Origin of the sequence: Rhodococcus qingshengii JCM 15477 (assembly GCF_023221595.1) — a bacterium.
GTDB classification, from domain to species: domain Bacteria; phylum Actinomycetota; class Actinomycetes; order Mycobacteriales; family Mycobacteriaceae; genus Rhodococcus_F; species Rhodococcus_F qingshengii.
On the sequence record NZ_CP096563.1, the window covers coordinates 1,328,397 to 1,353,936 of the forward strand.

The 25,540-nt window shown below is 61.5% G+C and carries 25 protein-coding genes and 1 tRNA gene; 9 read left to right on the forward strand and 17 right to left on the reverse strand.

What is annotated here, in order from left to right; all coding sequences use genetic code 11:
* Positions 1 to 61: 61 nt before the first annotated feature.
* Positions 62 to 715 carry a class F sortase gene (locus M0639_RS06075; protein WP_064074894.1) on the reverse strand — a complete coding sequence of 218 codons (654 nt, stop codon included), beginning with the start codon at positions 713 to 715 and terminating at the stop codon, positions 62 to 64.
* Positions 716 to 2,053 (reverse strand): ice-binding family protein, encoded by a 1,338-nt coding sequence (locus M0639_RS06080; RefSeq protein ID WP_064074895.1) that lies wholly within the window; start codon positions 2,051 to 2,053, stop codon positions 716 to 718. It lies immediately after the preceding gene.
* Positions 2,054 to 2,276: 223 nt separating this feature from the next.
* On the opposite strand from M0639_RS06080, the gene M0639_RS06085 reads away from it, so the two are divergent.
* Positions 2,277 to 2,993, forward strand: coding sequence for a TetR/AcrR family transcriptional regulator C-terminal domain-containing protein (locus M0639_RS06085; protein WP_042452349.1), 717 nt, complete (start codon positions 2,277 to 2,279; stop codon positions 2,991 to 2,993).
* A gap of 357 nt (positions 2,994 to 3,350) precedes the next feature.
* Here M0639_RS06085 and M0639_RS06090 read toward each other — a convergent pair whose 3' ends face one another.
* From M0639_RS06090 to M0639_RS06110, 5 genes are all read right to left on the reverse strand, one after another.
* Complete coding sequence (locus tag M0639_RS06090; protein ID WP_193595562.1) at positions 3,351 to 3,494, reverse strand: hypothetical protein; 144 nt, start codon at positions 3,492 to 3,494, stop codon at positions 3,351 to 3,353.
* Positions 3,495 to 3,552: 58 nt separating this feature from the next.
* Positions 3,553 to 4,014: an Hsp20/alpha crystallin family protein gene (locus tag M0639_RS06095; protein WP_007726499.1), complete on the reverse strand. Its 462-nt coding sequence runs from the start codon at positions 4,012 to 4,014 to the stop codon at positions 3,553 to 3,555.
* A gap of 186 nt (positions 4,015 to 4,200) precedes the next feature.
* The gene (locus tag M0639_RS06100; RefSeq protein WP_064074896.1) at positions 4,201 to 5,085 is read right to left on the reverse strand and encodes an MBL fold metallo-hydrolase; all 885 of its coding nucleotides are present in this window, start codon (positions 5,083 to 5,085) and stop codon (positions 4,201 to 4,203) included.
* A gap of 137 nt (positions 5,086 to 5,222) precedes the next feature.
* Positions 5,223 to 6,476 carry a wax ester/triacylglycerol synthase domain-containing protein gene (locus M0639_RS06105; RefSeq protein ID WP_042926669.1) on the reverse strand — a complete coding sequence of 418 codons (1,254 nt, stop codon included), beginning with the start codon at positions 6,474 to 6,476 and terminating at the stop codon, positions 5,223 to 5,225.
* Between the two features lie 46 nt (positions 6,477 to 6,522).
* The gene (locus tag M0639_RS06110; protein WP_231914975.1) at positions 6,523 to 8,187 is read right to left on the reverse strand and encodes a hypothetical protein; all 1,665 of its coding nucleotides are present in this window, start codon (positions 8,185 to 8,187) and stop codon (positions 6,523 to 6,525) included.
* A gap of 182 nt (positions 8,188 to 8,369) precedes the next feature.
* Here M0639_RS06110 and M0639_RS06115 point away from each other — a divergent pair, with 182 nt between their 5' ends.
* Positions 8,370 to 8,987, forward strand: coding sequence for a hypothetical protein (locus M0639_RS06115; protein WP_007726510.1), 618 nt, complete (start codon positions 8,370 to 8,372; stop codon positions 8,985 to 8,987).
* Between the two features lie 200 nt (positions 8,988 to 9,187).
* Positions 9,188 to 9,679 (forward strand): FBP domain-containing protein, encoded by a 492-nt coding sequence (locus M0639_RS06120; RefSeq protein WP_007726512.1) that lies wholly within the window; start codon positions 9,188 to 9,190, stop codon positions 9,677 to 9,679.
* A gap of 149 nt (positions 9,680 to 9,828) precedes the next feature.
* Here M0639_RS06120 and M0639_RS06125 read toward each other — a convergent pair whose 3' ends face one another.
* From M0639_RS06125 to M0639_RS06140, 4 genes are all read right to left on the reverse strand, one after another.
* Positions 9,829 to 10,569 carry a hypothetical protein gene (locus M0639_RS06125; protein ID WP_007726514.1) on the reverse strand — a complete coding sequence of 247 codons (741 nt, stop codon included), beginning with the start codon at positions 10,567 to 10,569 and terminating at the stop codon, positions 9,829 to 9,831.
* Positions 10,566 to 11,501 carry an ABC transporter ATP-binding protein gene (locus tag M0639_RS06130; protein WP_064074897.1) on the reverse strand — a complete coding sequence of 312 codons (936 nt, stop codon included), beginning with the start codon at positions 11,499 to 11,501 and terminating at the stop codon, positions 10,566 to 10,568. Before M0639_RS06130 ends, M0639_RS06125 begins: the two co-directional genes overlap by 4 nt.
* Positions 11,498 to 11,860: a GntR family transcriptional regulator gene (locus tag M0639_RS06135; RefSeq protein WP_007726518.1), complete on the reverse strand. Its 363-nt coding sequence runs from the start codon at positions 11,858 to 11,860 to the stop codon at positions 11,498 to 11,500. The genes M0639_RS06130 and M0639_RS06135 overlap by 4 nt, the downstream gene beginning before the upstream one ends.
* 2,485 nt (positions 11,861 to 14,345) lie before the next feature.
* A tRNA-Gly gene (locus M0639_RS06140) sits at positions 14,346 to 14,419 on the reverse strand.
* 305 nt (positions 14,420 to 14,724) lie between these two features.
* On the opposite strand from M0639_RS06140, the gene dcd reads away from it, so the two are divergent.
* The 3 genes from dcd to M0639_RS06155 all read left to right on the forward strand — a co-directional run bounded on the left by dcd (position 14,725) and on the right by M0639_RS06155 (position 17,456).
* Positions 14,725 to 15,294 (forward strand): dCTP deaminase, encoded by a 570-nt coding sequence (gene dcd, locus M0639_RS06145; protein ID WP_003943702.1) that lies wholly within the window; start codon positions 14,725 to 14,727, stop codon positions 15,292 to 15,294.
* 25 nt (positions 15,295 to 15,319) lie between these two features.
* Positions 15,320 to 15,604 carry a hypothetical protein gene (locus M0639_RS06150; RefSeq protein ID WP_042452329.1) on the forward strand — a complete coding sequence of 95 codons (285 nt, stop codon included), beginning with the start codon at positions 15,320 to 15,322 and terminating at the stop codon, positions 15,602 to 15,604.
* A 328-nt stretch (positions 15,605 to 15,932) separates the two neighbouring features.
* The gene (locus M0639_RS06155; protein ID WP_047269032.1) at positions 15,933 to 17,456 is read left to right on the forward strand and encodes a hypothetical protein; all 1,524 of its coding nucleotides are present in this window, start codon (positions 15,933 to 15,935) and stop codon (positions 17,454 to 17,456) included.
* Between the two features lie 3 nt (positions 17,457 to 17,459).
* Here M0639_RS06155 and M0639_RS06160 read toward each other — a convergent pair whose 3' ends face one another.
* Complete coding sequence (locus M0639_RS06160) at positions 17,460 to 18,212, reverse strand: IclR family transcriptional regulator (protein WP_007726535.1); 753 nt, start codon at positions 18,210 to 18,212, stop codon at positions 17,460 to 17,462.
* The gene (locus M0639_RS06165; protein WP_042452324.1) at positions 18,212 to 19,723 is read right to left on the reverse strand and encodes an APC family permease; all 1,512 of its coding nucleotides are present in this window, start codon (positions 19,721 to 19,723) and stop codon (positions 18,212 to 18,214) included. The genes M0639_RS06160 and M0639_RS06165 overlap by 1 nt, the downstream gene beginning before the upstream one ends.
* Before the next feature lie 238 nt (positions 19,724 to 19,961).
* On the opposite strand from M0639_RS06165, the gene M0639_RS06170 reads away from it, so the two are divergent.
* Genes M0639_RS06170 through tatA form a run of 3 tightly spaced genes read left to right on the forward strand, consistent with a single transcriptional unit; the run spans position 19,962 to position 22,429 of the window.
* Positions 19,962 to 21,542 carry a flavin monoamine oxidase family protein gene (locus M0639_RS06170; RefSeq protein ID WP_003943721.1) on the forward strand — a complete coding sequence of 527 codons (1,581 nt, stop codon included), beginning with the start codon at positions 19,962 to 19,964 and terminating at the stop codon, positions 21,540 to 21,542.
* Positions 21,543 to 21,581: 39 nt separating this feature from the next.
* Positions 21,582 to 22,253 carry a Rid family hydrolase gene (locus tag M0639_RS06175; protein WP_007726540.1) on the forward strand — a complete coding sequence of 224 codons (672 nt, stop codon included), beginning with the start codon at positions 21,582 to 21,584 and terminating at the stop codon, positions 22,251 to 22,253.
* On the forward strand, positions 22,253 to 22,429 hold the full coding sequence (gene tatA, locus M0639_RS06180; protein ID WP_003943732.1) for a Sec-independent protein translocase subunit TatA: 177 nt from the start codon (positions 22,253 to 22,255) through the stop codon (positions 22,427 to 22,429). The genes M0639_RS06175 and tatA overlap by 1 nt, the downstream gene beginning before the upstream one ends.
* 49 nt (positions 22,430 to 22,478) lie before the next feature.
* Here the strand turns inward: tatA and M0639_RS06185 are convergent, their stop codons facing one another.
* The 4 genes from M0639_RS06185 to M0639_RS06200 are packed head-to-tail and all read right to left on the reverse strand — an operon-like array spanning position 22,479 to position 25,484.
* Complete coding sequence (locus tag M0639_RS06185; RefSeq protein ID WP_064075803.1) at positions 22,479 to 23,096, reverse strand: class I SAM-dependent DNA methyltransferase; 618 nt, start codon at positions 23,094 to 23,096, stop codon at positions 22,479 to 22,481.
* Positions 23,093 to 23,851 (reverse strand): PIG-L deacetylase family protein, encoded by a 759-nt coding sequence (locus tag M0639_RS06190; RefSeq protein WP_064075804.1) that lies wholly within the window; start codon positions 23,849 to 23,851, stop codon positions 23,093 to 23,095. The genes M0639_RS06185 and M0639_RS06190 overlap by 4 nt, the downstream gene beginning before the upstream one ends.
* Complete coding sequence (locus tag M0639_RS06195) at positions 23,845 to 24,783, reverse strand: acyl-CoA dehydrogenase family protein (RefSeq protein WP_064075805.1); 939 nt, start codon at positions 24,781 to 24,783, stop codon at positions 23,845 to 23,847. The genes M0639_RS06190 and M0639_RS06195 overlap by 7 nt, the downstream gene beginning before the upstream one ends.
* On the reverse strand, positions 24,780 to 25,484 hold the full coding sequence (locus M0639_RS06200; protein ID WP_064075806.1) for a glycosyltransferase family 2 protein: 705 nt from the start codon (positions 25,482 to 25,484) through the stop codon (positions 24,780 to 24,782). Before M0639_RS06200 ends, M0639_RS06195 begins: the two co-directional genes overlap by 4 nt.
* Positions 25,485 to 25,540 lie beyond the last annotated feature (56 nt).

The window sequence follows — 25,540 nt, forward strand, 5'->3', positions numbered from 1 at the left end:
TCATTGCTCTCCAACGGTTCGTGCGGACTTTCGAAGTGGTGTGCTGCGGCGTCTCAGGCGGTTAGGCCAGGTCGGCGAATGCGATGATGTTGTCGTTGTAACTGCGTGCGGTTTCGTCGAAGGATCCACCGCACGTGATGATCCGGAGTCCGGGGTGGTCGATGTCGCCGTATACAACGTCGGTGGGAAAGTCCTCTTTGGGGAAGTGTTCGACACTGGTAGCGGTGAACACTGCGCGACTTCCGTCTTCGCGGGTGACGATGATGTCGGCTCCGGTTTCGAGATTCCGCAGATCGAAGAAGACCCCGTCGGTGCCTTGCCAGTCGACGTGGCCGGCGATGATTGCCGGTCCGACCTCACCGGGGGCGGGAGCGCCGGTGTACCACCCTGCGTCCTTCCCATCCGGTGGGACCTCGAGTGCTCCATCGGTATCGAGTCCGAGATCGATGATGTCGGTGTCGACGCCGATGGACGGGATTTCGAGGCGCGCGGGGCGGTGGTCAGCAGTTACCGGCGCCCCTTCGGGCAGTGCAGAGTCAGTGGCGCGTGGCGCGGATGTGGTGTCTTGTCGAGGCGACGAGTTTGGTTGTGAATTTCCGCTGTCGGATTGTCCACCGGCGCATCCGACCACCGTTACGAGTACTGAAACAGTAAGGGCGAGAGCCGTGATGGCTCGGCGAGTTCGCGGAGCCATCACGGAGTTTTCGTCTTTCATCTATCGACTTGTCCGACGGACGACGAGGGCCGACATAGCCACGACGCTGAAGAAGCCGACTAGCAGGGCGATCCACCCTCCACTGGACTGTCCGTCGCGTTGGGATTGTGTGCTTCCGTCACCGGTGTCGACCGACCCTCGTGGTACCTGCTGCACCTGAGGGGCTCGAACATTCGGGGATCCCGGGCCTACCGGTTGAGTGGTCGGGGTACCCGTTCGAGAAGCTGACGTCGTCGGCACACGAGACGGGACGGTTACCGTCCCGGGAACGGTGGGAGGTATTCCCGGCAGTGGTGGGAGACCGGGAATCTCGGGTATGGACGGAATGTTTCGGCTGGTCGTGATGATCGGCGGTACGTCCACAGTGGTTGTAGTCGTGCCGTTCGGCCCTGGTGTGGTGGTCGTCGCTTCCACCGGTGTACCAGTCGTGGTTGTAGTCACCTCCGGCGGGACGACCGTCGTGGTTGTAGTCACCTCCGGCGGGACGACCGTCGTGGTTGTAGTCACCACCGGCGGGACCACAGTCGTGGTGGTAGTTGTCGCGGTGTCAGGCGGGACCGTAGTCGTCGTAGTGGTCGGGGTCGTAGTCGTAGTCGTGACAGGAGGCGCACAGGTCGGGATCGTAACGGTGTTCGTATCGAGAGTGACCGCGCCATTGATCGCCAACAGTCGACCCTCGACGGTTGCCTCGGTTGTGGCAGTAATGTCTGTCAGCGCCAACAGGTTTCCTCGGAAGACGGAGTTGGTGCCGAGGGTGGCGGAACTTCCAACCTGCCAGAAAACATTGCACGCCTGCGTTCCGTTGATCAGTGCAACGGTGCTGGACGACGATGTGATCAGCGTTGATCCCGCTTGGAAGACGAAGACTGCATCGGGGTCACCTTGCGCGTCGAGGGTGACGGTTCCCGACAGTGCGATCGACGAACCGGAGTTGTAGACACCCGAAACCAATGTCCGACCGGTCAAGTCGTCTCCCGTCGGTTGTGTGGGTCCCTGACCGGCAAGAGTATTGTAGGCAGTCAACACGTCGGGTTTCGCTCCCTGCGATACCGCGTCGCCACCATGATTGGTGCCGGTAATCGTCAGGTCCGATACACCGGTGATGGTTGGAGTCGGATACGTGCCGATATCGCCGCCGAGGGTTGTCGGTCCGGTGTTGGTGATTCCTGCTCCGGCAAGGACTGCAAAGGGCTCAGCGGTGCCGAGTCCGACAGCAGTCGCTTCCGCGCCGGCAGTGCCGGCCGGCAAGACGAGAAGGCCGACGGAGAAAACGGAAATCGTTGCAATACCCGAGAATTGAAAGAACCGCGAGCGTCGTGTTGCGGTGGGTGCTGTCATGTTCTGTTCATCTTCGATCCTTTGAAGAAGGGACTCATGCGACGAAAGTGAGTCCGTACGTCCGCGCCGACTCCGGCGCCGGGACGTATCGATGAGCGCCCACGTAAATCCGGACATTCCGGGTATACGATGTGTGTATACGTTGTATGCATAGGGCGTATCCGAACAGTAAACCAGCCGTACTGTTCTGTCAACGCGTAGGCATACGATGTATGTTTTGTGAATGACCGGACACTCGCCAGATCGCACTAAGGGTTTGATTCCCGCCGCGGACCGCGAGGAGCCCCTCACCAGGGCGCTCGTACTCTCGACGGCGTTGGCGATCATCGACGAGGAAGGTGCCGACGGCCTCTCCATGCGCCGACTGGGCAAAGCGCTCGACAGAAATCCGATGACTCTCTACAGGTACGCGGCCAACAAGGCGGCCCTGCTGGACGGGGTCGTCGAGACCGTGCTCGAACAACTGGTCGTCGACCCGTCCGATCGCGACTGGAGGGGGCAGCTGCACGCAGTTGCGTACGGGTATCGCCGCCTCGCGCTCGCGCACCCCAACGTGGTTCCTTTGCTGGTCACTCGGCCGCTGTCCACCCCGCTCGGATTGCGTCCTCCCGGGACGTTGCGCTACGTCGAAGCGATTCTCGAACTGCTGATACGGGCCGGTTTCACTCCTGAAGACGCATTACACATCTACCGAGCAGTGTTCGGCTTCCTCAACGGGCACATTCTCAACGAGCTTCAGGAAATAGTCGAAAATCCCGAGGAGACGGACGATCTCTTGCGGCTCGGTCTGCATCGGCTTGCGCTTGCCGAGTTTCCGAGACTGCGGTCGATGGCTACGATCATGGCTCACTACGACGGGCAGGACGAACTCGAGCGCGGTCTGGCAATCCTTCTGGAGGGTCTGGCGACGGCATCTCCTCCGACGAGGGTTGAGGGCTGACCACTTTCAGTTTGGGTATAGACATGAGACGACCTCGACGGCCACACAATTCAGGGGACCGACGAGGTCGGTAAGCGTCAGCGCAGTCACTGACGTCTACATTTCAACCGTACGAGTCACGGTTGGCAGGGTGGCGGCGAGCTTCGTCCTTGTTGTGTGAGTGTTTCGTCCTGCTTCGCCCATTTCGGGCGGTTCCTGACCTGCTGCAGGTGATGGCTCTTCGGTTCGGCCGGAATGCTTCATCGAGCTGAACGTGTGTAGAGCGCCTGTAAATGCCTTCCGTCCGCCTCGGTGGACGGACGGAAGGCATCAATTCATTTGTGGGTGACCGTATTCGGCGAACACGGTCTGGTTTTGTCAGGGTTGAAATTCTTCGTTGGTGGGGTTCTCGGGCGGGGTGGCCGCGAGGATGCGCTTCCACCAGCCTTGCCGCTGCGGGTCTTCGTTCCAGACGACCGGTTCAGCCAGAGCTGCGGCGGGGGCCATGATTGGCGCGAGCATTGTGGACCTCCTGGATGAAAGGCTCTCGTACAGTCGATTTCGTGCCAAGCCGTTCAGGTCAGGCTTCGATCTGTCCTTGGGTTTTCACCTCGGAGTTTGCGGTGCGGGACGGCGGTCCCGACGAGATTTCGATCCGCCGCGGTTTCGCCTTCTCTGCGATCGGTAAGGTCACGGTCAACACGCCGTTGTCGTATGAGGCGACGATCCGTTCGGAATCGATGTCCTCACTGATGGACAGCTGCCTTCTGTATGTTCCTGTGAAACGCTCACCGGCCAGCCACGTCACTCCCTCTTCGGAAATGGCGCTGCGGTGCGCGGTCAGGGTGAGGGTCGAGCCGTCTACCTGTACGTCCACTGATCCTGGGTCGACGCCGGGAAGATCGGCGTGAAGGACGTAGTGGTCATCGATCTTGTAGAGGTCCATCGGCATGAAGCGTGGACTTCGGCTGCTGCCGGTTCCGGTGGCAAGCAGGGACTTGGTGATCGCGTCGATGTCGGTGAAAGGATCGAAACGAAGCACAGCAACACACCTCCCGTATCGTCTAAGAAAGGTCACCGTCACCTCGACGGCGACCGAACTTACTGTGCGAGAACATGATAACCAGCCAAACTGGCACTCTGCAACCTCGAGTGCCAGATTTTTTCGGTGAACTTCGGTCCGATTTTCGGAAGTATCCGAAATGGCGCGATCAGTTCGCCAGGGATGTCAGAGGGTCCGGCGAAACACCTTGTCTTCGTCGACTGTGACGGCACCGGATGCGATGAGTCGTTCGAGGTGTAGCTGAGCTGTCCGTCGTTCGACGGCGTCGACGTACGGGGCCGATACGTGGGGGCGGTAGACGAGTCGATGAGCGACTATATCTTCCAAGAGTTTTGGTTCGCCGAGGAATTGGATGAGACGGTCCTCGCGGCTCAGTAATTTGTCGCGGTATGCGGACAACCGGCGACGGAACTCGTCGCTGCCCTCGACCACGCCCTTCTGATGGAATGTTCCGTACCAGCGTGCGTCGATCGTTGCGACGTGGTCGATGGAGTCGAGGAAGTCGTTGACGCTGCTACCCAGGTCGCCGTACATCGGGCCGAAGGAGGTGAGGTCGATGTCGGCAACGTAGAAGAAGCCGTCTGGTTCGACGAGGACCCCGCAGTGTCCGCGGGTGTGCCCTGGCAAATGAATGACTGTCGCAGTGCGGTCGCCGAGGTCGAAGACGTGGCCGCCCGCGATCCCCGACACGTCCTCGTGGGTCGGGGGTATGCCGTATTGCGTAGCAATCGACTGCTGGACCTCGACTCGTTCGTTCGGAGGAAGGCCGTAATTGGTGAGCATCGTGTCGAGGGATGCGACTGCGGGTGCGTCGAGATGGTGCGCATAGGCCGGGGTGTCGAAATGGCGTAGTCCGGCGATGTGGTCCTCGTGCCCGTGGCTGACGAATACGAGGTCTGCGCCGACGGGATCGCGGTCGAGGGAGAGCGAAGGGTCGATCACGAGCGTGCTTTCAGATCCGTGCACTACCACGGTGTTCCCGTAGGGGACGGCACCACCGTTCGCAGGAACCAGTACCGAGACCTTGCCGAATTCTGCAGGTGTGAACATCTTTCGCCTTCCTCGTGACGATCGTGTCGTGACGACACCGGCTTGCAGGCTCGAATCAGTGGAGATGTTGTCGAGACGTCTCGACAGTATCCGTTGCCCAAGCGGCGAGGTGCATCGGATAGTGGCAGTAGATCCAGTCAGTGTGCAGTGCCGGCTATTTCGTCGAGAGTCCGTTCGACGGCTCGGGCGATCTTGCTTGCAGGTGGGAGATGCTCGGCATCGGCCTGGATTCCGATCCAGAATGTGTCGTTGTAGGACGCTGCGGTGAAGCCGACGCGGACATTGCCCGCCAACGGGCCCAGAGGCCAGAGTTCGACTAGCGCTGCCCCGTCGAGCGTGAGCGGGCCGCGCGGTCCATGGACGTTGGACACGACTGCACCGATCATGTGCTGCCGCTTTGCGAGCTTGTCGAAAACGCCGGCGATACGCGGTGACCGAAAGGTTGTTCCCGCAGCGCGTGCGGAAGGTTTGGCCGCAGCGGTTTGCTTCGCGACGATCGCGACTGTGCGTTGTGGGTCGGTTTCACGAAGTGGAAGGTCGATGATCATGAACCCGACGGCATTGCGTGCGCTACCGATCGCTGTGACTGCGACGGGTACCGATACCGCAATCGACTTGGGGATGGGCTCGCCGCATTCTTGGAGGATGAATCGCAGTCCGCCGCCCACCGCAACGAGATAGGCATCGTTCAAAGTGCCTCCCGCTTGCTGCGCGGCATGCTCGATCAGAGAGGTGCGGACGTTGACGGACGAGATCGATCTCGTGGGACCAATGGCGCCCAGCAACACCCGTGATCGGATTGGCCGGTGCAGGAAAGTACCGATTCGAAATCGGAGGAGGTCGAGGGAACCGGCGGCCTTCGGAGGGATGTTCGGCACGGGAGCGCCCGGGTCGGTACTTTTCGAATCAGGTGAGGCGAACAAGCGCTCGAAAAGGTCGCTGGCTCTGGCGCCGTCGAGAACCGCGTGATGCACTCGGATGACAATGCCGCACAGACCCGGTCGAGCTGCAGGAACGAAGGCGATGTGCCACAACGGTCGGGTGGTGTCGAGGGGTTGCATCACGAGTCGACCACAGACGGATTCGAAGTCGGGTTCTGTAGGCCCGCGTTCGTCAAGCGAGAGATGGAGGTCGAAGTCGATGTCGTTTTCCGTCCACCACCATGACCCGTTCCGCATGATCGGTCGCTGCCGCAGTAACGGCTCCTGCGCGATGTGAGCGGCGAGAGTGCGGTGAAGTCGCACTAGATCAGGTCGACCGTCTCGATCGACGAAGCCGCCAGGAGCGAGCAGTCCGGCAATAGTGACCAGGTAGGGCTGGACGTGCACACCGAGCTGGAAGCTCGCAGCGTCGACGGGTGATATCGGCACATCGGGTGTGGTGTCGACCATCTGCTGAGCCTAATCGAGGCGACACGGTGGACGGCGCTGGTTTCGGCTAGCGGATCACCAAGTCGTGGTCGGTGGCGCTGAGCGTGATCGCGGCAATGGGGTTTCCGTGCATCCAGTCCTGCACGAACGCGTCCAGAGCGGGGTTCGATGCCCGATCCGCGTACGCGTCCGACGGGATCTCGATTGCCCCGACGAGGTGGCGCGGATCGGCATCGAGGCCGGATGCGCGGGGAGTCATCCGTAGTCCGTCGGCGGTGTGCAGGACGACCGGAAGAACCGTGCCATCCGGTGCAGTCACGGTCGCGGTCCGCGTGGTGGCGACCGGGTCGAAATGGTCCACGTCCAGTCGGTATCCGGACGGTTGTGCGTGCTGGCCGATCGCGTCGAGCATGCGCGGATCCACCACAGAGTACGGAAACCCGATGTCGATCAGAGTCTGACCGTCGATGGCACCGTCGCGGGCGGGCAAGGTCGTGGACAAGTGCCAGGGGGCAGCGGTGGACAGGGTATCCGTCGACCGGTCTGTCGGCGCGTTTTCGATCAGTGTGCCGAGGAGGGACGCGCCGGTCGGCGTGAACTCCCAGTTGCTGCCGACGAGATCCTTGTGCCAGAAGCCGGATTCGGCGCCGCGGAGACCCTCGACACGCAACTCCCGCCGGTTCGGGCCGGGACCGAGTGAGTGCACACTGATCGCGGATGTGACTTCACCGGGAATTTTGGGCTGGTGCACCCAGTCTGGGGCCGGAAGTCGGATCGCGGCGGTGCTGCGGTCGAGTGTTTCGGCCACGAGGTTGGGTGCGCTGGGCTTGTCCGACTGATCTTCCCAGCTGTATCGGAAGAAGATCGAGTCCGATCCCGAAGAATCGAAATCAAATGTGCGGGTGTACATGTCGCCGTACTTGTTCATCACGAAAGTGGTTGATCCGGCCGCCGACAGCGAGTCCGCCTGGAATCGCCCGCCGAGCGGGCCGCCGATCTCGTAGCTGTCGTCGTTGGGCAGCCACGGGTCCGCGTAGGTTATCCGGCTGCCATCCCCGGTCAACGTGGGGATCATCGTCATCTTGGCGAGTCCGACGAAGTGAATCCGTCCTGCGACGTCGGTGAAAGTTTGGTTGTCCCAAGGCGACGAGACGCTCAGTGCCCACCCGTTCGGGTGGTCTCCGGGGAGTTGTCGGCCGGGACCGCTCCACAGCGGTGCGCCCCATGCCGAGGTCCAATCCCACACCAGCGGATCCTGGGATGCGTTGTCCATCGTGTAGATCCAGCCGTTGTCGTCGACCGCGACGAGTTCGTCGTCGTCCAGTGATATCCCGACCAGTCGTCCACGCAGGCACTCGGGCATCGGCACGAAACGCCACGGTTGAGCCGTTGATGCGCCTGTCTCTCGCGGCCGAGCGAGTAAGTCGTGGTCGACTAGCGCGAAGTCCCAGAAACGATTGAATTGCGTAGTTGGCGTGCGGATCTGGACCGAGCTGGGGGCGGTTGAACCGGTGAATGTCGGTAGGTTTGCCAACCCGACTCGACCTCCACCGGAGGGCGCACCTGGTGGCAGTTGGGCGGTTCCGAATGATATGCAACTGGCCGGCCCAGGTTCGGTGGGCGCGGCAGCGGCGAGGGGAGTGGACCACAGGAGGGCGGCGGAGAGTAGGACGCCGACGCTCAGCAGTCGCGGTCGGTGCGGGTGCGAAACTCCACTCGCGGTCTCGTTCACCGTCCGATTGTCGCACGATTCGCATTGTTTGTATGGATTGTGCGGATTGTCTACTTGTGTCGGTTGTGGCGCAGAGTGCCGATCGCTGCGTTGGTTGATGTGAGTGGAACGAGAGTGCGTGTACTGCAAAGGTATTCGCCGTGTAGCTGAGTTTTGCCATGACCTGCAGATACGGTGGGGTGATGAGAAGGCCGAAGTCGCTGGGTGAATGGTTGGTAGCTGACCCTCCGGAGTCGTCCAAGCCACCGGGGCCGATTCTTTTGGCATTCACCGTTGTTCCGCTCATTGCGTTGGTCTGCCGGCATTACGGTTGGTGGCCTTCGCCGTTCGGGGAGTACAGATGGTTGGATCCCTTCCTCGTCAGCGCCGCGGCTCTGCTCATCTTGATCGTGGTCGGTCTGGTGTGGGCGATCCGCACCCTCTATGCCCTTGGCCAGGACCGGCGGTGGTCGTGGTGGATTCTGTCCTCCCCGATCGCCGTCATCGCTGCAGTAGCTCTGGTGTTGTTGATGCCGCCGGCAACTTTCCTCGACAAGAGCGGAGAGTTCGAGACCATCGCGATTGGTCTTTTGGAGCAGCCTGAATCGACCGTGGAAGAGCTCGAGATCGGCCAGTTCGATATCAGTAGTGCCCATGTCGTGCGGCCGGATGAGGTCTACTTCATCGACAACGACAGCATGTTCATCACCTCGAGTGGGTGGGTGTACTCGCCCAGCGGCCCACCATCGGGGTTCGATGATTTCTCCGCAACTCACCTCGGCGGACCTTGGTACGAGTTCACGGCGGTATGGCGTGACTGATAAATCGAGTGGCCTGTAACGCAGGCCTGTAGCTACCATCGCGGTGTGGATACGTATACGGTGACGCCCCATGGGCGTGAGGGGGTTGTCGGCGTCGTCTTCGCCGGCGACAGATAGCGCATTTCGGACCCGACAGCACTTGGTGCTGATCGGGCCATGAGCTGTACCCACCTTCACCGAGCCACGATTGGTATACACCCATGATCATTTTGACCGATACATCTATTCGTTCCAGCCTCGTCAACGCGAGTCGTAAGGAGAAGTCCGATCTCACCCTGCCGGACGGCTTCGGCACCATCGACTTCGACGCTCTCGACTACCTGGGCTGGCGAGATCCGAAAATGGGCCGACGCGCCTACGCGATCGTCCCGACACTCGACGGGGAGACCATCGGAGTCTTGCTCGTTCAAGCCGAGGCCACTCCGCGATCGCGCGCCCAGTGCTCCTGGTGCCGCGACACGCGACTCCCCAACGAGGTCGTCTTCTACGGCGCCAAGTTGGCCGGGCCCGCCGGTCGACGTGGCAGCACGGTCGGAACACTGATCTGCCGAGACTTCCAGTGCTCGTCCAATGTTCGTAACGACCCCCCGCTCCCGTATGCCGGCTACGATGCCGCCGCTGCGCGCCAGAACCGGAAAGATGAACTGGTGCTGCGGGCTTCGAGTTTTGTCGAGCGGGTGGCTCGGCAGTAGAGCGGACCAAATCGGGGACGAGATAGCACCCTGTTGCGACGTTCGTCCCCCTTTCCTGACTCAGGGAGGGGGACGAGCTGTCTAGACGGGTTTGATCCGACGAGCACTTCGAGACGACGCGACATGTGGCGTCGCACATGATTGCGCGGTCACGGCGTTGCTCGACGCAACGTCGCCCAGGCTCCGGCGATGCACGCGATGGCAAGGGCCAGAGGGAGTAGTGCCATCGGTACCACTCGGGGAGTATCGACAAACCACGAACCGATCGCCGGCCACCACCCAGCCCAGGTGATCGCGATCGCTGACAAGCCGAGCAAGCCGAAAAGCCCGGTGAGGGAGGCGAGTAGACCGGTGATCCTCCACCGCTGGTAGATAGCACCTGCCAGCATTGCGATCGAACTGGTCAGCAGCAGCGTCGCGAACAGTGCGAGCAACTGTACGGCGGTGTTGTCGGTGAAATAGCGTGCGATGCCGAACATGCGCATGTGCACACCCCAGCCGTTGGTGGCGGACTCCAGCACGGACAGCAGTTGCAGCGCGATTGCGAAGACTGCGGACTGTGCCAGCGCCATAACCGTGGTGGCAGTGAAGAACTCGCGGCGAGTCACGCTCAGTCCGAGCGCGAATGGGAACGTCTGCGTCATCGACTGGAGGTAGAACGCCAGCACGAAACCGTAGACCGAGAACACACTGCCGGTGAATCCTTCACCCTCCTCGTTCCCGACGATCGCGTAGATAGTGAAGCTGATCAGGAACGAGATCAACAGGATGCCCACCGGCCAGGCGATCAGCAACGGCCACGCGACCGTGTGCAGTTGTAGGACGGCACCGATCCTGGACCGAGCGGGCGTCTTCGGGACCGTCCGTGGCTCTGTCGTTGCGATACTCATACGGTGATCTCCTTGCGCTGCGTCGAAGTCGCGATGACAAGTTCCTGCAAAGATGCCGGTTCCACTTGGACTCCAGCCTCCCGCAGTCGGTTTCGCTCGGTCTCTGTCACATCGGCCTGCAACATGATTCGGCTGTGGGCGCCCAGTGTCTCCCGGCGCAGGACCCTGCCGGACGCAGCAACGGCATCCACCGCATCAATGGGACCGGATACCACCACGGCGCGGCTACGCAGTGCATCCGCGTCTGCGTCGACGACAATCCGGCCGCTGTCTACGACAATCACGTGCTCGAGCAGATTGGCTACCTCGTCGATCAGGTGAGTCGAAAGCACTACAGTGCGAGGATGTTCGGCGTAGTCGGCAAGCAGTCGATCGTAGAACAGTTGGCGTGCAACGGCATCGAGACCGAGATACGGCTCGTCGAAAAGCGTCAGGGGCGCGCGGGAGGCGAGTCCGATGATCACCCCCAATGCCGACCGCATGCCGCGTGAAAGCTTCTTCACCTTGCGGCACAAGGGAAGTTGGAAGTCGTCGAGCAGTGTCTCGGCGAACGCGTGGTCCCAATTCGGGAGTAGATGGCCGGCGGCGACGAATACGTGCTTGACCTTGAGATCTTCGGGGTACGTCTGGCTTTCCTTGACGAAGCACACGTTCGCCAGGACGTCGGCATTCTCGAAAGGGGCGGCCCCGAAAACTTCGACGTCGCCGCTGGTGTGCAGGTCCTGCCCGGTCAGTATCTGCATGATCGTCGTCTTGCCTGCGCCGTTACGGCCGAGTAGGCCGTAGATCTTGTTGCGGCTGATCTCGAACGAGACGTCCGCGAGCGCGTCGACATCCCCGTACTTTCTGTCCACCGAACGCATCGAGGCGACGAGTTCGGTCTCGTCGAAACGCCTGACTCGGGGCTCGGTCGTTGTCGTGCTTGCGTTCATCGGTCCGCCTTCCTGTCGTCCAGCATGGATTTGAGTTCGCCGAGGGAAATCTGGAGCCGGTCGGCCTCCGCGACCAGCGGCTCGATGTACTGGCGCGCGAACGCTTCTCGGCGTCTGAACCTGAGTGCGTCGCGGGCACCGACCGTGACGAACATTCCGATTCCCCGTTTCTTGTAGAGGATCCCCTCGCCTACGAGCTGATTGAGGCCCTTGGCTGCAGTCGCCGGATTGATTCGGTGGAACGCCGCCAGTTCGTTGGTTGAGGGCACCTGCCCGTCTTCCGGCAGGGAGCCGTCGATGATCGAGCCTTCGATCTGCTCGGCGATCTGCTGGAACAGTGGTCGTCCGTCGTCGATCACGATGATCGATGCCCGATGTTCACTGGTTCATTACTCATGTAATGAACCATAGAACGTCGTGGGGCATGTTGGCAATGAGATCGCGGAATCTGGCACCGATGACTTGGGTCTCCGAGCGCTGCCTATCGGGACATTCATCGCAGAGGCTGATGGAACAGCTTGGATGCAGACCGGCTACGAACTTCCAGATCCCGGGGCGTTGCGCACAGGCATTGAGCTTCTTCGGAACCATGGAACCGCCGATCTAGGTGGTCGACCACGGGACGGGGCACCTTCGGGTGGCCGGTAGTTATCGCCTCAATGAATTCGGCCACCTCGTCGAAGGCGGCAACTATGTCGCGGGGGTCATTCTGCATGGACGTTGTCGATGGAGAGTTCGCTATGTGTTGACGCAAACACCCGTCAGCATCGGCAGTTCGCCACCCACCCGTGAAGCAGGCGAAACCAGAAGCTTCGGCTTCGGGGCGTAACCCGTAGTCGTAGAACGGAAGCTGGACCGCACGCGGCGGTCGGGCCCCTTTTCGTCAACCCAAAGACGGAGTCGTATCCACCGCAAGTAGGGACTTAGCGCCCCGTTTTGGTGTTTCTGTACTGATTTGCAATCCCGATACGTACGCTTCCGGCCAGGGAATCGGACACTCGACCAGCAGGGGTATCTATGCCGAATGTGACAGTGAAATTCGGGGGTTCAGACCCGGAAACAGCAGACCTCGCACGCCGGGCACTGCAACCAGTACTCGACAGCATCTACCGCACATACCGCAGGAAACCGCTCCCATTCGTCGAAGCCGCACTTAGACGCGCAGGTCGAGGAAGCTTCTCACAAGCAGGAATTGAACGATTTGCCGACTACATTTCAAGAGGAGACCGACCGATCCTCACCACATAGCGGCCGCTCGTGATCACGCCGAAGAGTGAAGCGCTTCCACGGGCTACCTGTTCGACGACCTAAATTGGTCAGTGCCAACTAGGTACAGGTCCATCGTGGTCAACATCAACATCAAGAGACAGCGCCCGCGTCCGAGATCGGTAGCTTGCCTCCCCGTAGCAAGGGCACTCGAGCCAGCAGACTTATTCGATCAAACGGAGCTGAGAAGGCTGATTCAGCAGATGCACATTAATCGACCTCTGTGTGAATTCTGCTCACGGTGCACACTCGCGTGATCAAACCAGTCGGCGCTGTGACATTCGGTTGCTGATCCTATTCGGGGCGGCCTCGACCGACTATTTGGGACCTGTCAAACATAAGCTCCCCTTCCTGGCCAGGAAGGGGAGCTTATGTTTGTGACCACCGCACGATCCACGCATCTTCTGATATGCAGGTTTCAGGCAGAGCTGAAAATGTCATCCACATGCGGTCGGCCGATCTTCTCTACAAGTCGGGAGCGGTTAGTGGCCCTGCGCCTTCTAGTGAGAAGGGGATCGTGGAACCGTTCGCCATCGCCACGATCACGTTGACGATAGCAAAGAGGACGTTATCCATTTGAATTCACCTCCTCGCTCCGTCTAGGGCCCGGCAAGATTCGCTACTGCATACAGGGCAGATGTCCTGCTATCGAAATTGGGACCTGCAATGTAAGCGGGCGAGCCTGGACAATGAGGTGACTGTCCTGATATATCCGAGGCGATTCGAGGAGTTGTAGTCCACCAACCAAGGTCCACCAGAAGCACCTGCGCCAAAGTTGCCCGGTTTGGGAGTTGCGTGAGAAGCCGTAGCTCCGAACGTCATAACCAGGGAAGGCGCTGCGATGCTTGCGGGGAATAAGGTTTCGACTCTGGACACTTACGGCCTTCTATCGAATTGGGGCCAATCTGCCGGTTTCTAAAGATCGTCGGGAAGGTAGCACGACGCTAATGTGACAGTCCTCGAAACTGGGGTATTTCTTCGAGCTTTATCCGGCTCTCCGGATCCGTGCAGAGCGATGGTCGTGCATTGGGACTTACGGTTAGGGCTGTCCGATACTTAGGAAGAATACGTACTTGATGCTTTTCGAAGGTGATTTTTGACGGACTTGGGTATTTTCACAGTTGTGATTGTGAGAAGATCTGCATTCTTGCGTGAGTTGTGGTCCCCGGTGTCCGGGTGCGCTACGGCAGATCGGTTTCAAAAACTTCAACTGATAAGCGGGCGGAGTCCGAGCGGAGACAGTTTCCAACCCCATCGGTTGGTAGTCGCGCTCGAATCACTGATGGACGGCAAACGAACCGAGGTACCGGCGACCATCGGCTTCGAGGTCGACAGCACTCTCCTGACAGTGCGCGCAATGGACACCGATTCAGGCCGGGGCACGACCAGTCGGACGGCATCGATGAACTGCAGAATTCCGAGACGCGGTCCTCTAGCACCCCCATTTTCGTTGGATTCACATTGACTGATCACTGAATGGAGGGGGTTGTGTACCTGCCGTGTACCTGTCACAGGATTTGGGACCCAAACAAGCGAAGTTCGACTGCCCCAAAAGGGCTCTGAACTGCGGAGAATCTGTGGAGCCGATGACGGGAATCGAACCCGCGTATTCAGCTTGGGAAGCTGATGTTCTACCATTGAACTACATCGGCGTCGCAGCCGACCGGACGTGTTTTCACCGCCGATCAACGTGCTTTCCGAACATTATCAGACGAGCTTTCAAGCAGCGGTGTCCCCGGCCGTCATTGATCAACACAGGCGTGTGGAAGTCGGCGCCATCGGTAAATGATTTGCCCACAAGTTCTGCGCGGGAAAGCCTTTCGGCATGGAGAACTTGAGACAGGTGGGGCTGGGCTCTGCCGTGGGAGTCCAGAACCCGCGCATCGTGTTCGGTAACCACAGTGTGATCGCCCCGGCGATGGGTCGGCACTGCCCGCAGAACCGGTAACCTCTACCTGTGCTGCTCTCCGATCGTGACATCCGTGCCGAAATCTCCGTTGGACGTCTGGGTATCGACCCTTTCGACGACTCCATGGTGCAACCGTCGAGCGTCGACGTCCGACTGGACGGTCTGTTTCGGGTGTTCAACAATACGCGGTACACGCACATCGACCCGGCACTGCGCCAGGACGAGCTGACCAGCCTGGTCGAACCGGCAGAGGGCGAGCCGTTTGTACTGCATCCCGGCGAGTTCGTTCTCGGTTCGACTCTCGAAGTGTGCTCGCTGCCGAACGACCTGGCCGGGCGCCTCGAAGGTAAGTCGAGCCTCGGGCGCCTGGGCCTTTTGACGCACTCCACCGCCGGTTTCATCGACCCGGGTTTCAGCGGCCACATCACACTGGAGCTGTCCAACGTCGCAAACCTGCCGATCACGCTCTGGCCGGGAATGAAGATCGGACAGCTCTGCCTGCTCAAGCTCTCGAGCGCTGCAGAGTTCCCCTACGGAAGCTCCGAGGCCGGATCCAAATACCAGGGCCAGCGCGGCCCGACACCGTCGAAGGCGTACCTGAACTTCAACCGCGGCTGAACGAACGAACTTCGGGGGGAGTCGCATGATCGGAATTTTCTACGGTCTGGTTTTCATGAACTTGTTGTTCGTGACCAGCACCGTGTGTTTGATGAAGCCGTCCAAAGCCAGTGTTGTTGTGACCGTCTGTGCAGGGGTGGCGTGGCTGTTCTTCAATGGACCGCTGGAAGGTCAGGTCTTGTGGTCGTTGAACAGAGAACACGGTCTGACGGTCTCGGATCTGATGTCGCTTGTTGCCTTCGGCATCGCCGCTCGTGGTTGGAATCAGGTTCGCAAAGCCCGTGAAACTGTCGACGCAGATCGTTTCTGACCTGCGCGCTCACCTGGATTGACCGCCACGATTCGGACAGATGTTTCGACCTGGAGCACAACAGTCGTCGAATCGGGCACAATTACTGGTTATGTGGTGGATTGTCGGAGGCGTACTACTCGTATGGGTCGTGTGTTCCATTCCGATTGCCATCCTGGTGGGGCGGGGTATCGCGCGTCGGGACCGCGCGGAATTCGACGGGCGAAATCAACAGTGGGCCGACGAGGTTGTCAGGTCGATCGAGAAGCAATCGGAGCAGGACAATGCCGATCGGCGTAAGCCACCACTGATAAGCTGACCAGCTGGACTTTTCCGGAGGTGAGTGGGCATGGAACTTCCATCCGATACTCCCGACGACGTCGTGGCCGCGGCCGCCGGCGGACCAAGGGTTCCGCAGTTCGATCCCACAGTGGGGATTCCGGTAGTTCCGCCAGGGGGAGATGCTCCCCACCGGTTGGTGGTCATCGGCGATTCGCTGTCTCAGGGATTCCAGAGCGGGGCGATCTTCAATACCGATCTGTCGTATCCGGCGATCATTGCTTACCAGCTGGGCCGGCTCGACCAGTTCCGCTTTCCCCGTTACGGCGGCCCGGGCGGGCTTCCGCTCAACATCGAACTGTTGCTCCGCACCCTCGAGGAGCGCTTCGGCCCACGGCTCGACCTCTGGGAGGTGCCGCTCGCACTCTTTGCTGCGCGCGCGTTCATGGATCAGGTAGAGGACTATTGGGAACGCGGACCGGGCAGCGAAGCGCCGACATTCTCGACAATCAACCACAACCTCTCGGTGTACGGGTGGGATCTTCGTGACGCTCTGACCAAGACGGCGCAGGGCTGCGAGGATGCTCTTCACCAACCGCACGACGATTTGATCAGCCAGATCGTCGAGAACAACGGCGAGCGCGCCGCACTGCGAGTTCTGCCGCGAGGCTCCGACGCCGAGAAGCGTATGACCGCGTTCGACGCAGCAGCGGAGTTGGGCAAGGAAGGCATCGAAACTCTGATCGTCTTCCTCGGTGCCAACAACGCGCTCCGCACCGTCACCGAACTTCGAGTCGAGTGGAGCGGCAACAACTTCCGTGATCCGGGCGGCAAGCGCGACTACACGGTGTGGCGGCCTGAGCACTTCGCGTCGGAGTACGCCGAGGTGCTGGCCGCGATCCGCAAGATCAACGCCCAGCACGTCATCCTCTGCACCGTCCCACACGTGACCATCGCACCGATCGCCCACGGGCTCGGGGGGAAGATCGAAATCGGATCCCGCTACTTCCCGTACTACGCACGACCGTGGGTGCGCGACACCGACTTCGACCCACAACGCGATCAGCACATCACCGGCGCGCAGGCGTGGGCCGTCGACACCGCAATCGACATGTACAACGACGGAATCGAGCAAGCCGTCGCGAATGCCCGTCGGGTGGGGAAGGACTGGTACCTCTGCGATATTGCCGGGTTGCTCGAGCGCGTGGCCTCACGGCGCTACGTCACCGACGTCAATGCGCGGCCGTCATGGTGGACGCCGTACCCCCTTCCCAAGGCGCTGACCGACTTGCAACCCGTGCCGGACTCGCTGTTCCTCTCCGCCGACGGTCGCGGCGGCCGCGCTTCGGGCGGCCTCTTCTCGCTCGACGGCGTTCATCCCACGACAGTCGCGTACGGGGTGATGGCGCAAGAACTGGCGAACATCATGGTCACGGCAGGGGTCCAGTTCGACCGCGCTCAGATCGATTTCGACCGACTCGTCCGACGCGACACCTTGGTGCGCACTCCGCCGCAGAATCTCGATTCCACGCTCGGCGTCATCGGCTGGGCCGACGAGCATCTCGGCTTTGCCAAACGTGTGTTCGGCCTCTGACTTTCAGCTTGCCTTCGACATCGTCGGTGCAACGATGCGTTCCGCGTACTCCCGCAGCAGTGCCACCAGGTCTGCGTCGTCGACGGAAAGTCTGCCGGTCGGACCTATCGCAGCCAAGGCACCGACGACACACCTTTCCGCGTCGTGGATCGGGACGGCGACGGCGGAGCGTCCGACACGAATCTCGTCGACCTCACGGGCGGCCTCACCGCGCCGGATCCGCGAGAGCTCGAGTTCCAACGCGTCGCCGTCGGTGATGGTGTGTGCGGTGACCTTTCGCAGTGGGGCCTCGGCCAATTCGGGTCGGTTGGCGAGGAGCAGCTTCCCGATAGCCGACGCGTGAACGGCTGTGACCAGTGTCCGTTCGCCACTGAGTTCGTGGTCGGGATCGCGATCGACGAGCCGAATTCTGTTTTCTGCAAACGACGCGAGGTAGACGCCGAACCGTAGCTGTTCGCGGAGTTCTTCGAGGAGCACCGAATTGTCGATGGGTGTGGGTTCGGCGGCAGCCCCGGCTAATTCACGGGTGCGTCGGCCTAGTGCGAAGCCGGAGAGGTCGGCGATCCGAACCAGGTAACCGTCGGCGACAAGGATGTTGAGTAACCGATAGGCAGTGGCAGGTGGGATGTCGGCCAGGGCGGCAATGTCCTTGGCGGTGGCTCCCGATCCGAGCCTGGCCGCCGACTCGAGGAGGGCAAGGGCGCGCTGAACCGCTCGGGGTTCGTGCCCACCGAGGTCGCGTGGTCGGCCCACCATCAGCGGGCGCCGGCAGTCGGCTCGCCCACCAGCACGATGTTTCCGGCTGCGTCGGTGGCGAACACCCCAGCTCCTGGTAGTACGTCCTCGGTTTCGGGACTGTCGAAAGCTCCGACGTGCAGCAGACTTTTGGGGCTTCGGCGTCGCAGGTAGAACTGCCAGAGTGTGCCCGAAGTCAGGATCACGAGTACGGCGATCGGTGCAACGTACGCGTGGTCGATCGTGTTGGCATAAACCAGGTAACCGAGGACTATCGCTCCGGCACCACTGCCACACGACGCGGCCGCGAGAACGCCGGGAGTGTGCTCGCCGATCCGTGTCAGGAAGACAACGGATGCGATAGCCGTCAGTGCATAGGCCACGATGACGGCGCCGCGAACAGTCAGTCGAACGTCGTCGAAGATTTCTCCGCGCCCGAGAACGGCAAAGGTTCCGCCGCCCAGCAGGACGGTGCAGACCACGGTAGTCAATGCGAAGTAGGGCGTACGGAAGGCACTGTGAACCGAGGCGAACCGGCGGGGGAGTAGGCGCTCGACACCGAACGAATAGACCAGGCGTGACGCAGCATTGGACGACGCCATCGAGGACGCCAGCCACGAGCACCCCAGACCGACGTTGAGCGCGATCACGACACCGGGGCTCACGCCCGTCGCCGTTCCGTGGAGATAGGCGTTGACGAGGGTGTCACTGCGCCCGGACCAAGCGGCCCAGCCCGCGAAGATGAAGAGCGATCCACAGATGATCGGAGTGAGAAGGACTGTGCGGGTGACGGTTACCAGCGGACGACGGGCCTCGGGGCCGAAGAAGGCCGCGCTCTCGAATCCGGCGAGAGCGAACACGGCAGCCAGGGCGGTGAGTAACAACCCGTGGCCGGAGGTGGGTGGAACGATCTGTGCTTGTTGACTTCCGGAACCGCCCAGGATCATGAGCCCGACGATGAACAGAAGTGAACAGCTTTCGACGACGAGGATCGCGAGCGCGGCAAATCTGACACTTCGCACGAGAGCGCCGAGAATCAGCAAGGCTATCCCCAGATAGAGCGCGATGACGTGAAAAGTCTTGTCCACGTGCACACCCGCGAAGCCGAGCAATGCGATTGCGGCCTGTCCGCCGTGATAGAGCGTCATCACCGCGCTGCCGACGTACTTGACCAGCATGGCGATGCCGGTGGTCAATGCTGCCCGGGTGCCCAGGCCACGAAAGACGAAGCTGTGCAATCCGCCCGACGCAGCCATTCGGCGAGTGAACTGCGAAACGCAGAAGGCTATGAGCGTCACCAGCACGGTGGCCGCGATGATGGTGATCATCCCGCTCAACAATCGGCCGTGTGTCAGCATGGTGACGGGCAGAACGACCATCGACACAGCAGGGGCAGTGGTTGCCACCGACTGGGCCAGCACTTCGGCGCCCGAGAGTTGCCGACGGCCCAACGCCCGCAGCGGTGATCGCGCCGGGGGCTGCTTCTCGCGCGTGGTGAAGGACCGCGCGATGGCTTCGGTGAGAGCGGACATGTCGCGTCACGCTAGTCCGGTTCTGTAACGCCGATATTGCGGGCATGCTTCCGCTGATCGCACTCGGGTGAGAGAGCAAGATGCGAACGCTCGCACGTTTCTCACTCGGTCCCCACCGACTGTTTCCTGCGCGTCAAGTTCCGGACCCAACGCTCCTGAAGTCTGTGTTCAACACCAACCACCCGGGTCACCGGGAGCACACTGGGGAGCTCGAATGCCATACACACGTAGATCTTTCATGCGCAGCCTGGGAATCACCGGCGGCGCCGGCCTGGCACTCGGTGCTATGTCGTCCATCGGCCTGGCGCCGGCAGTGGCGTCGACGCCGAGGCGATTTCAGGCACCTGCTGCGGGTGACCTGATCGGAAAGGTCAAGGGAAATCACTCCGTCGTGATCCTCGGCGGCGGACCGTCCGGGCTGTGCTCTGCCTACGAACTGCAGAAGGCCGGATACAAGGTCACCGTCCTCGAAGCACGCAACCGCCCGGGTGGTCGGGTGTGGTCGATCCGCAACGGCACCGAAGAAACCGACCTGAACGGTGAGACACAGACCTGTACGTTCTCGGAAGGGCACTTCTACAACCTCGGTGCGACGCGTATTCCGCAAAATCACAACACCATCGACTACTGCCGCGAACTGGGCGTCGAACTGCAGATGTTCGGAAACCAGAACGCGAACACCTTCGTCAACTACACCGGCAACAAGCCGCTGGCGAATCAGTCGATCACCTACCGAGCAGCCAAAGCCGACACCTACGGATACATGTCCGAGCTGCTGCAGAAGGCCACCAATCAGGGCGCTCTCGACCAGGTCTTGAGCAAGGAAGACAAAGAAGCACTCTCGTCCTTCCTCACCGACTTCGGTGATCTCTCCAGCGACGGCCGCTACGTCGGATCCTCGCGTCGAGGGCACTCCGCGGAGCCGGGCGCCGGCCTCAACTTCGGAACCGAGATCGAACCATTCGGGATGAGCGATGTCATCCAGGGCGGCATCGGGCGTGCATTCTCCTTCGAGTTCGGTTACGACCAGGCCATGACGATGATGACCCCCGTCGGTGGCATGGACCGGATCTACTACAAGTTCCAGGACGCGATCGGGATGGACAACATCGAGTTCGGCGCCGAGGTCAGCGGCATGAAGAACGTGCCGGAAGGCGTCACCGTCGACTACGTCGTCGACGGCAAATCCAAGTCGATCACCGCCGACTACGCAATCTGCACGATCCCACCGCACCTGATCAAGCGGCTGAACAACAACCTGCCCTCCGACATCCTGCTCGCGTTGGATGCAGCCAAGCCGTCGTCGTCGGGCAAGCTCGGTATCGAATACTCGCGTCGGTGGTGGGAGACCGAGGACCGCATCTACGGTGGCGCGTCCAACACCGACCGCGACATCTCCCAGATCATGTTCCCCTACGATCACTACAACTCCGACCGCGGCGTCGTCGTCGCGTACTACAGCTCGGGTAAGCGTCAACAGGCTTTCGAATCGCTCACCCACCGTCAGCGGCTGGCAAAGGCCATCGCCGAAGGCGCAGAAATCCACGGCGACAAATACACTCGCGACATCTCGTCGTCCTTCTCCGGAAGCTGGCGTCGCACCAAGTATTCGGAATCCGCCTGGGCATCATGGGCCGGCGCGGGAGATTCCCACGGCGGCATGGCAACTCCCGAGTACACCAAGCTGCTCGAACCCGTCGACCGGATCTACTTCGCCGGCGATCACCTCTCCAACGCCATCGCCTGGCAGCACGGGGCCTTCACGTCCGCGCAGGACGTCGTGACCCACCTGCATCAGCGTGTTGCGCAAACTGCCTGACGTGCTTCGTTTCCCATCACTTTTTCTGGAGGTCTAATCATGAAATCTCGCAGCACCAAGGTCCTTGCAGCGGCATTCGCCGCCACCACGCTACTGGGCTTCGCCACTGCCTGCTCGTCTGACGAGGCGGACGCCGAGACCACATCGAGTTCGTTCGTCTCGAAATCGATTCTCGAAGCGGGGCAGGCAAACCCGATGATCGCTCAGGGCGTCGCGATCGGCGGCGACACCGCAATCTACAAGACCAGCGGCATCGGTCCGTCGGCAGGAAACAAGGCGGCGCCGGAAGGTTCGCCGGAGTCGTACATCGACGGTCAGTTCTCCGGCGGTGTTCTGCCGACCGGTGTCACCGTCACCGAGGCGCAGGGCATCAATGTACTCAAGAAGATCCGCGACAACCTCGAAGCTCAGGGATTGAGTCTCGAAGACGTCGTGACGATGCGCGTCTTCCTCGACAACGCGCCGGGATCGGACAAGGCCGACTACACCGGATGGAATCGCGCGTACCGGCAGTTCTTCGCCAACACCAATCTCGACACGGGTGACACCGAGTTGGTGCCGATGGGCACGGCCGAGCCGATCGCTCCGATCGAGCGAAACAGCGCCCGGCCCACCCGCTTCGCCCTCGAGGTTGCCGGACTGCCCGTTGCCGGTTGGCTCGTCGAGGTAGAGGTCGATGCGGTGTACCCCGACGGCAAGGAACCCGCCTGATGGGCGCGCTCAGCCCGACTCACTGGGCGATCGTCGCAGTAGTGCTCGTGGTGCTGTTCGGTTCGAAGAAGCTGCCCGACGCGGCCCGGGGCCTCGGCAGGTCGATGCGGATCCTGAAGTCCGAAGTCGGTGAACTGCAGTCGGATACGGACCTCGCGTTGGAGCAGCGAGACTGACCCCCGTGCGCGGTCGAGGAGTCCCCACACTCCTCAACCGCGCACAGGTCTACTGGATCAGACCTTCGGAACGAGCTACCGACGGTGGTGACGGCGGACCCTTCACGAAGACATCGATCAGCACGTCCTCGTCCTGGTACGACGCGAACTGCGCCAACCCCGGGGTCTGGCGCACAGCCGAATGAACAGCGTCACCGTTTTGCGGATACTCCGGTACGACGTGACGCCAATGGGCGCACAGCAGCGTTCCGCCAGGCTCGAGATGCTCGACGACCTGCAGCATTGCCTCGATGAGCTTTTCGAAGGTCAGGTAGTAGCCGACTTCGCTGATGACGACGAGGTCGAAGGTTTCGTCGGACCAGTCGTCACCCAACGCCCAGAGCCGAAATTCGGAGTCATGTCCGGTAAGCCTCGCTCGAGCGCTCTCGAGTGCGGTCGGGACGATGTCGGTGGCGAGAACGCTGTCGCAGCGCTCGGACAACTTCTCGGTGAGAACCCCGATCGAGCACCCCGGTTCGAATGCGCGACGGTATCGAGGTTTCGGGAGCATAGCGACACTGAGTGCGTACTTCCGCTGCTCGTACCAGCGGGATTCGAAATCCCATGGGTCGGACTGTGCGGCATACATCTTGGCGAAGTAATCCGCGGGGAGTTCACGATCGCTCATACGAACACCGTCTCGTACGGCCTCAGTAGTCGTTCCATCGCGTGGCGGGGGAGGATGGGTGCATCCGCGGGATGATCGGAAAGCGGAGCGATCTGTGAAGTGAACTCATTGGTGGCAGCAGATTTCGCAGCCTGAACGTCGGAGGGCAAGGTCACCTTTCGTGCTCTTTCCCACGGGACTGCCGCATGATCCGGCGCGGCCCAATGCCACGCCCAGATGGGATACTCGATCAAGCGCGATCCAGTGTCCGCGCACGCCCTCGCCGCCGCGTCTCCGGTGGCTTCGTGGTCCGGGTGGCCGTCCCCGCGCCACGTGGAGGCGCACCAGGTATCCGCCGAGGAATCACCGAGAATCGAGCTGAGGCGGTCGGTCAACTCCTGTCGGTTCTCGCCGGTCTTTCCGTCCGGGATGCTCAATCGAACCGGTGTGGGAATTCCGAGGACACGCGCTGCCCGATCCGACTCGGACCGTCGACGGCGTTCCATCTCGGGCTGAGTCACGGTCGGTGAATCGGGATGCGAAGCTCCGCCGTCGGTGACAGATACGACCTGAACACTGATGCCGGAAAGTATTGCCAGAAGAGCGGTTCCGCCCAGACCGAGTATTTCGTCGTCGGGATGGGGAGCGACGATGATCAATCGTGAGCATCCGGTGAGATCCAGTTCCGGAAAACTTCTTCCCCACTCCCGCCATGTCGATTCGGGAGTACCGCCGTCGTCGACAGGTTTCTGCGCGAACAGTTTCGAGTTCACCACGGCCGTTTCCCCTTGGCTGCAATCCGGCCCAGCTCGGCGAGATCCTTCTCGGCGTGACTCTGCCGCAAGTAGACGGTGAGATCGGCTACCCGTGCCGCGTGCGCGGCGTCCATGCAGAGCGGTGCGGCGCCGAGAGCGCGTCCCACCCGATCCAGGGTCTCGGTAGCGGCGCGCTCGACAATTGCGCGCACACGGAGTGCCCGCTGCATGGCCTCGGCATTTTCGTCGAAGGGATCCGCATCGATCTCGGCCGCCGCGACTGCGAGCGCGTTGCGCGCTGCGGCGAGCGCTGCATCGACCGCACCGAGGTGTGCGAGTACGTAGGGGTCTTCGCTGCTTGCAGCCTTGTCGTACAACGGATCAGCGACGCCGCAGGCGCCGCCGTACCAGCATGCAGCCACGCCGATCGCGCCGTGCCAGAACCCCGGGCGGCTCAGGTAGTCGCCTGCCGTCCCGACCGGTATGGCCGGAACCATGTCGAAGTCGACCGCGCTGGAGTCGCTTTCGGCCATACCGACGGCCTTCCACGAATCGGGAACGGGATGCACCCCAGGTAGTCCGAGCTCGACCGCGAAGAGGGAGGGGATACCGTCGACCAAGGCGGTGATCAGTGCATGCGTGCAGGTGTTGGCGCCGGAACACCACAACTTGCGACCGGTGAGCGTCCAGATCCCCACGTGCTCAGACGCATTCACCACAGGTTGGGGTGGCTCGGCCGCCCACACTCCCCACAGCTGCCCAGGTTCGGGATCCGGTCCGTCGAGTTCGGTGAGTATCGCGACGGCATCGGTGTGAGCCTCAGCCATCCGGCCGAGAACCACATTCTCCCGTGTGAGCTCTGCCAGGGAGGTCCACCGTGCGGCCGTCGCGCCGCCGCCGGGCAGCGGCAAGTACAGTCCACCTGCGTCCAGGAGTGTGTGTAGTCGTTTCATCGTGCCAGCTCCGCTTCTTCGCTATCGGCGGTCGTACCACCCAGGTTACGGATATGTCCGGCAAAGCCGCCCGGAGTTCGGCCGTCGAGACGCGCAGACGTGGTGACCGCAATGTCCTCTGCCCACGCGATACAGGCACCGGCCTCGCTCAACCGCCGGACGAGATCGACATCCTCGTCTTCTTCGAGATCGCAGAATCCTCCGACGTCCCAGTACATATCGGCGCGGACACCGAGGTTGGCACCGTGGACGTGACCGTGTCGACCATAGGGATGTGCGTGGTACATACGTTCGTACCGTTCGCGAACGGAGTGCGGATGGCCTTCCCAGTCCGCGATGCGAACGGTGCCCGCGACGACGTCCGCAGTACGCGCATACTCCAATTGGCGCGCAATCCAGGTGGGGCCGACCACCGAATCGGCATCGGTCGTGGCGAACCACGCTGAGGCCCCCAAATCCGAGCCGAACGCAGAGAAACCCGTCGCTCGCGAACGGCCGACGTTCTGATGCTCGACGCGGAGTACTTCCACCCCGTCGGGGATGACCCCCGCGGTTCCGTCCGAACAGTTGTCGAGGACGGCAACCACTCGGACGGGGACAACGCAAGCAGACGCCGCTGTTGCGAGTGCACGAAGGCAATTGGGGAGGTCTTCGGCTTCGTTGTGGGCGGGAACTACGACAAGAACCTGGTCGATTGGCACAGTGACGATCCTTTCCTCACCCTGGTACGGTCGGGTCTTCTTTCGTCCCGGTTCTC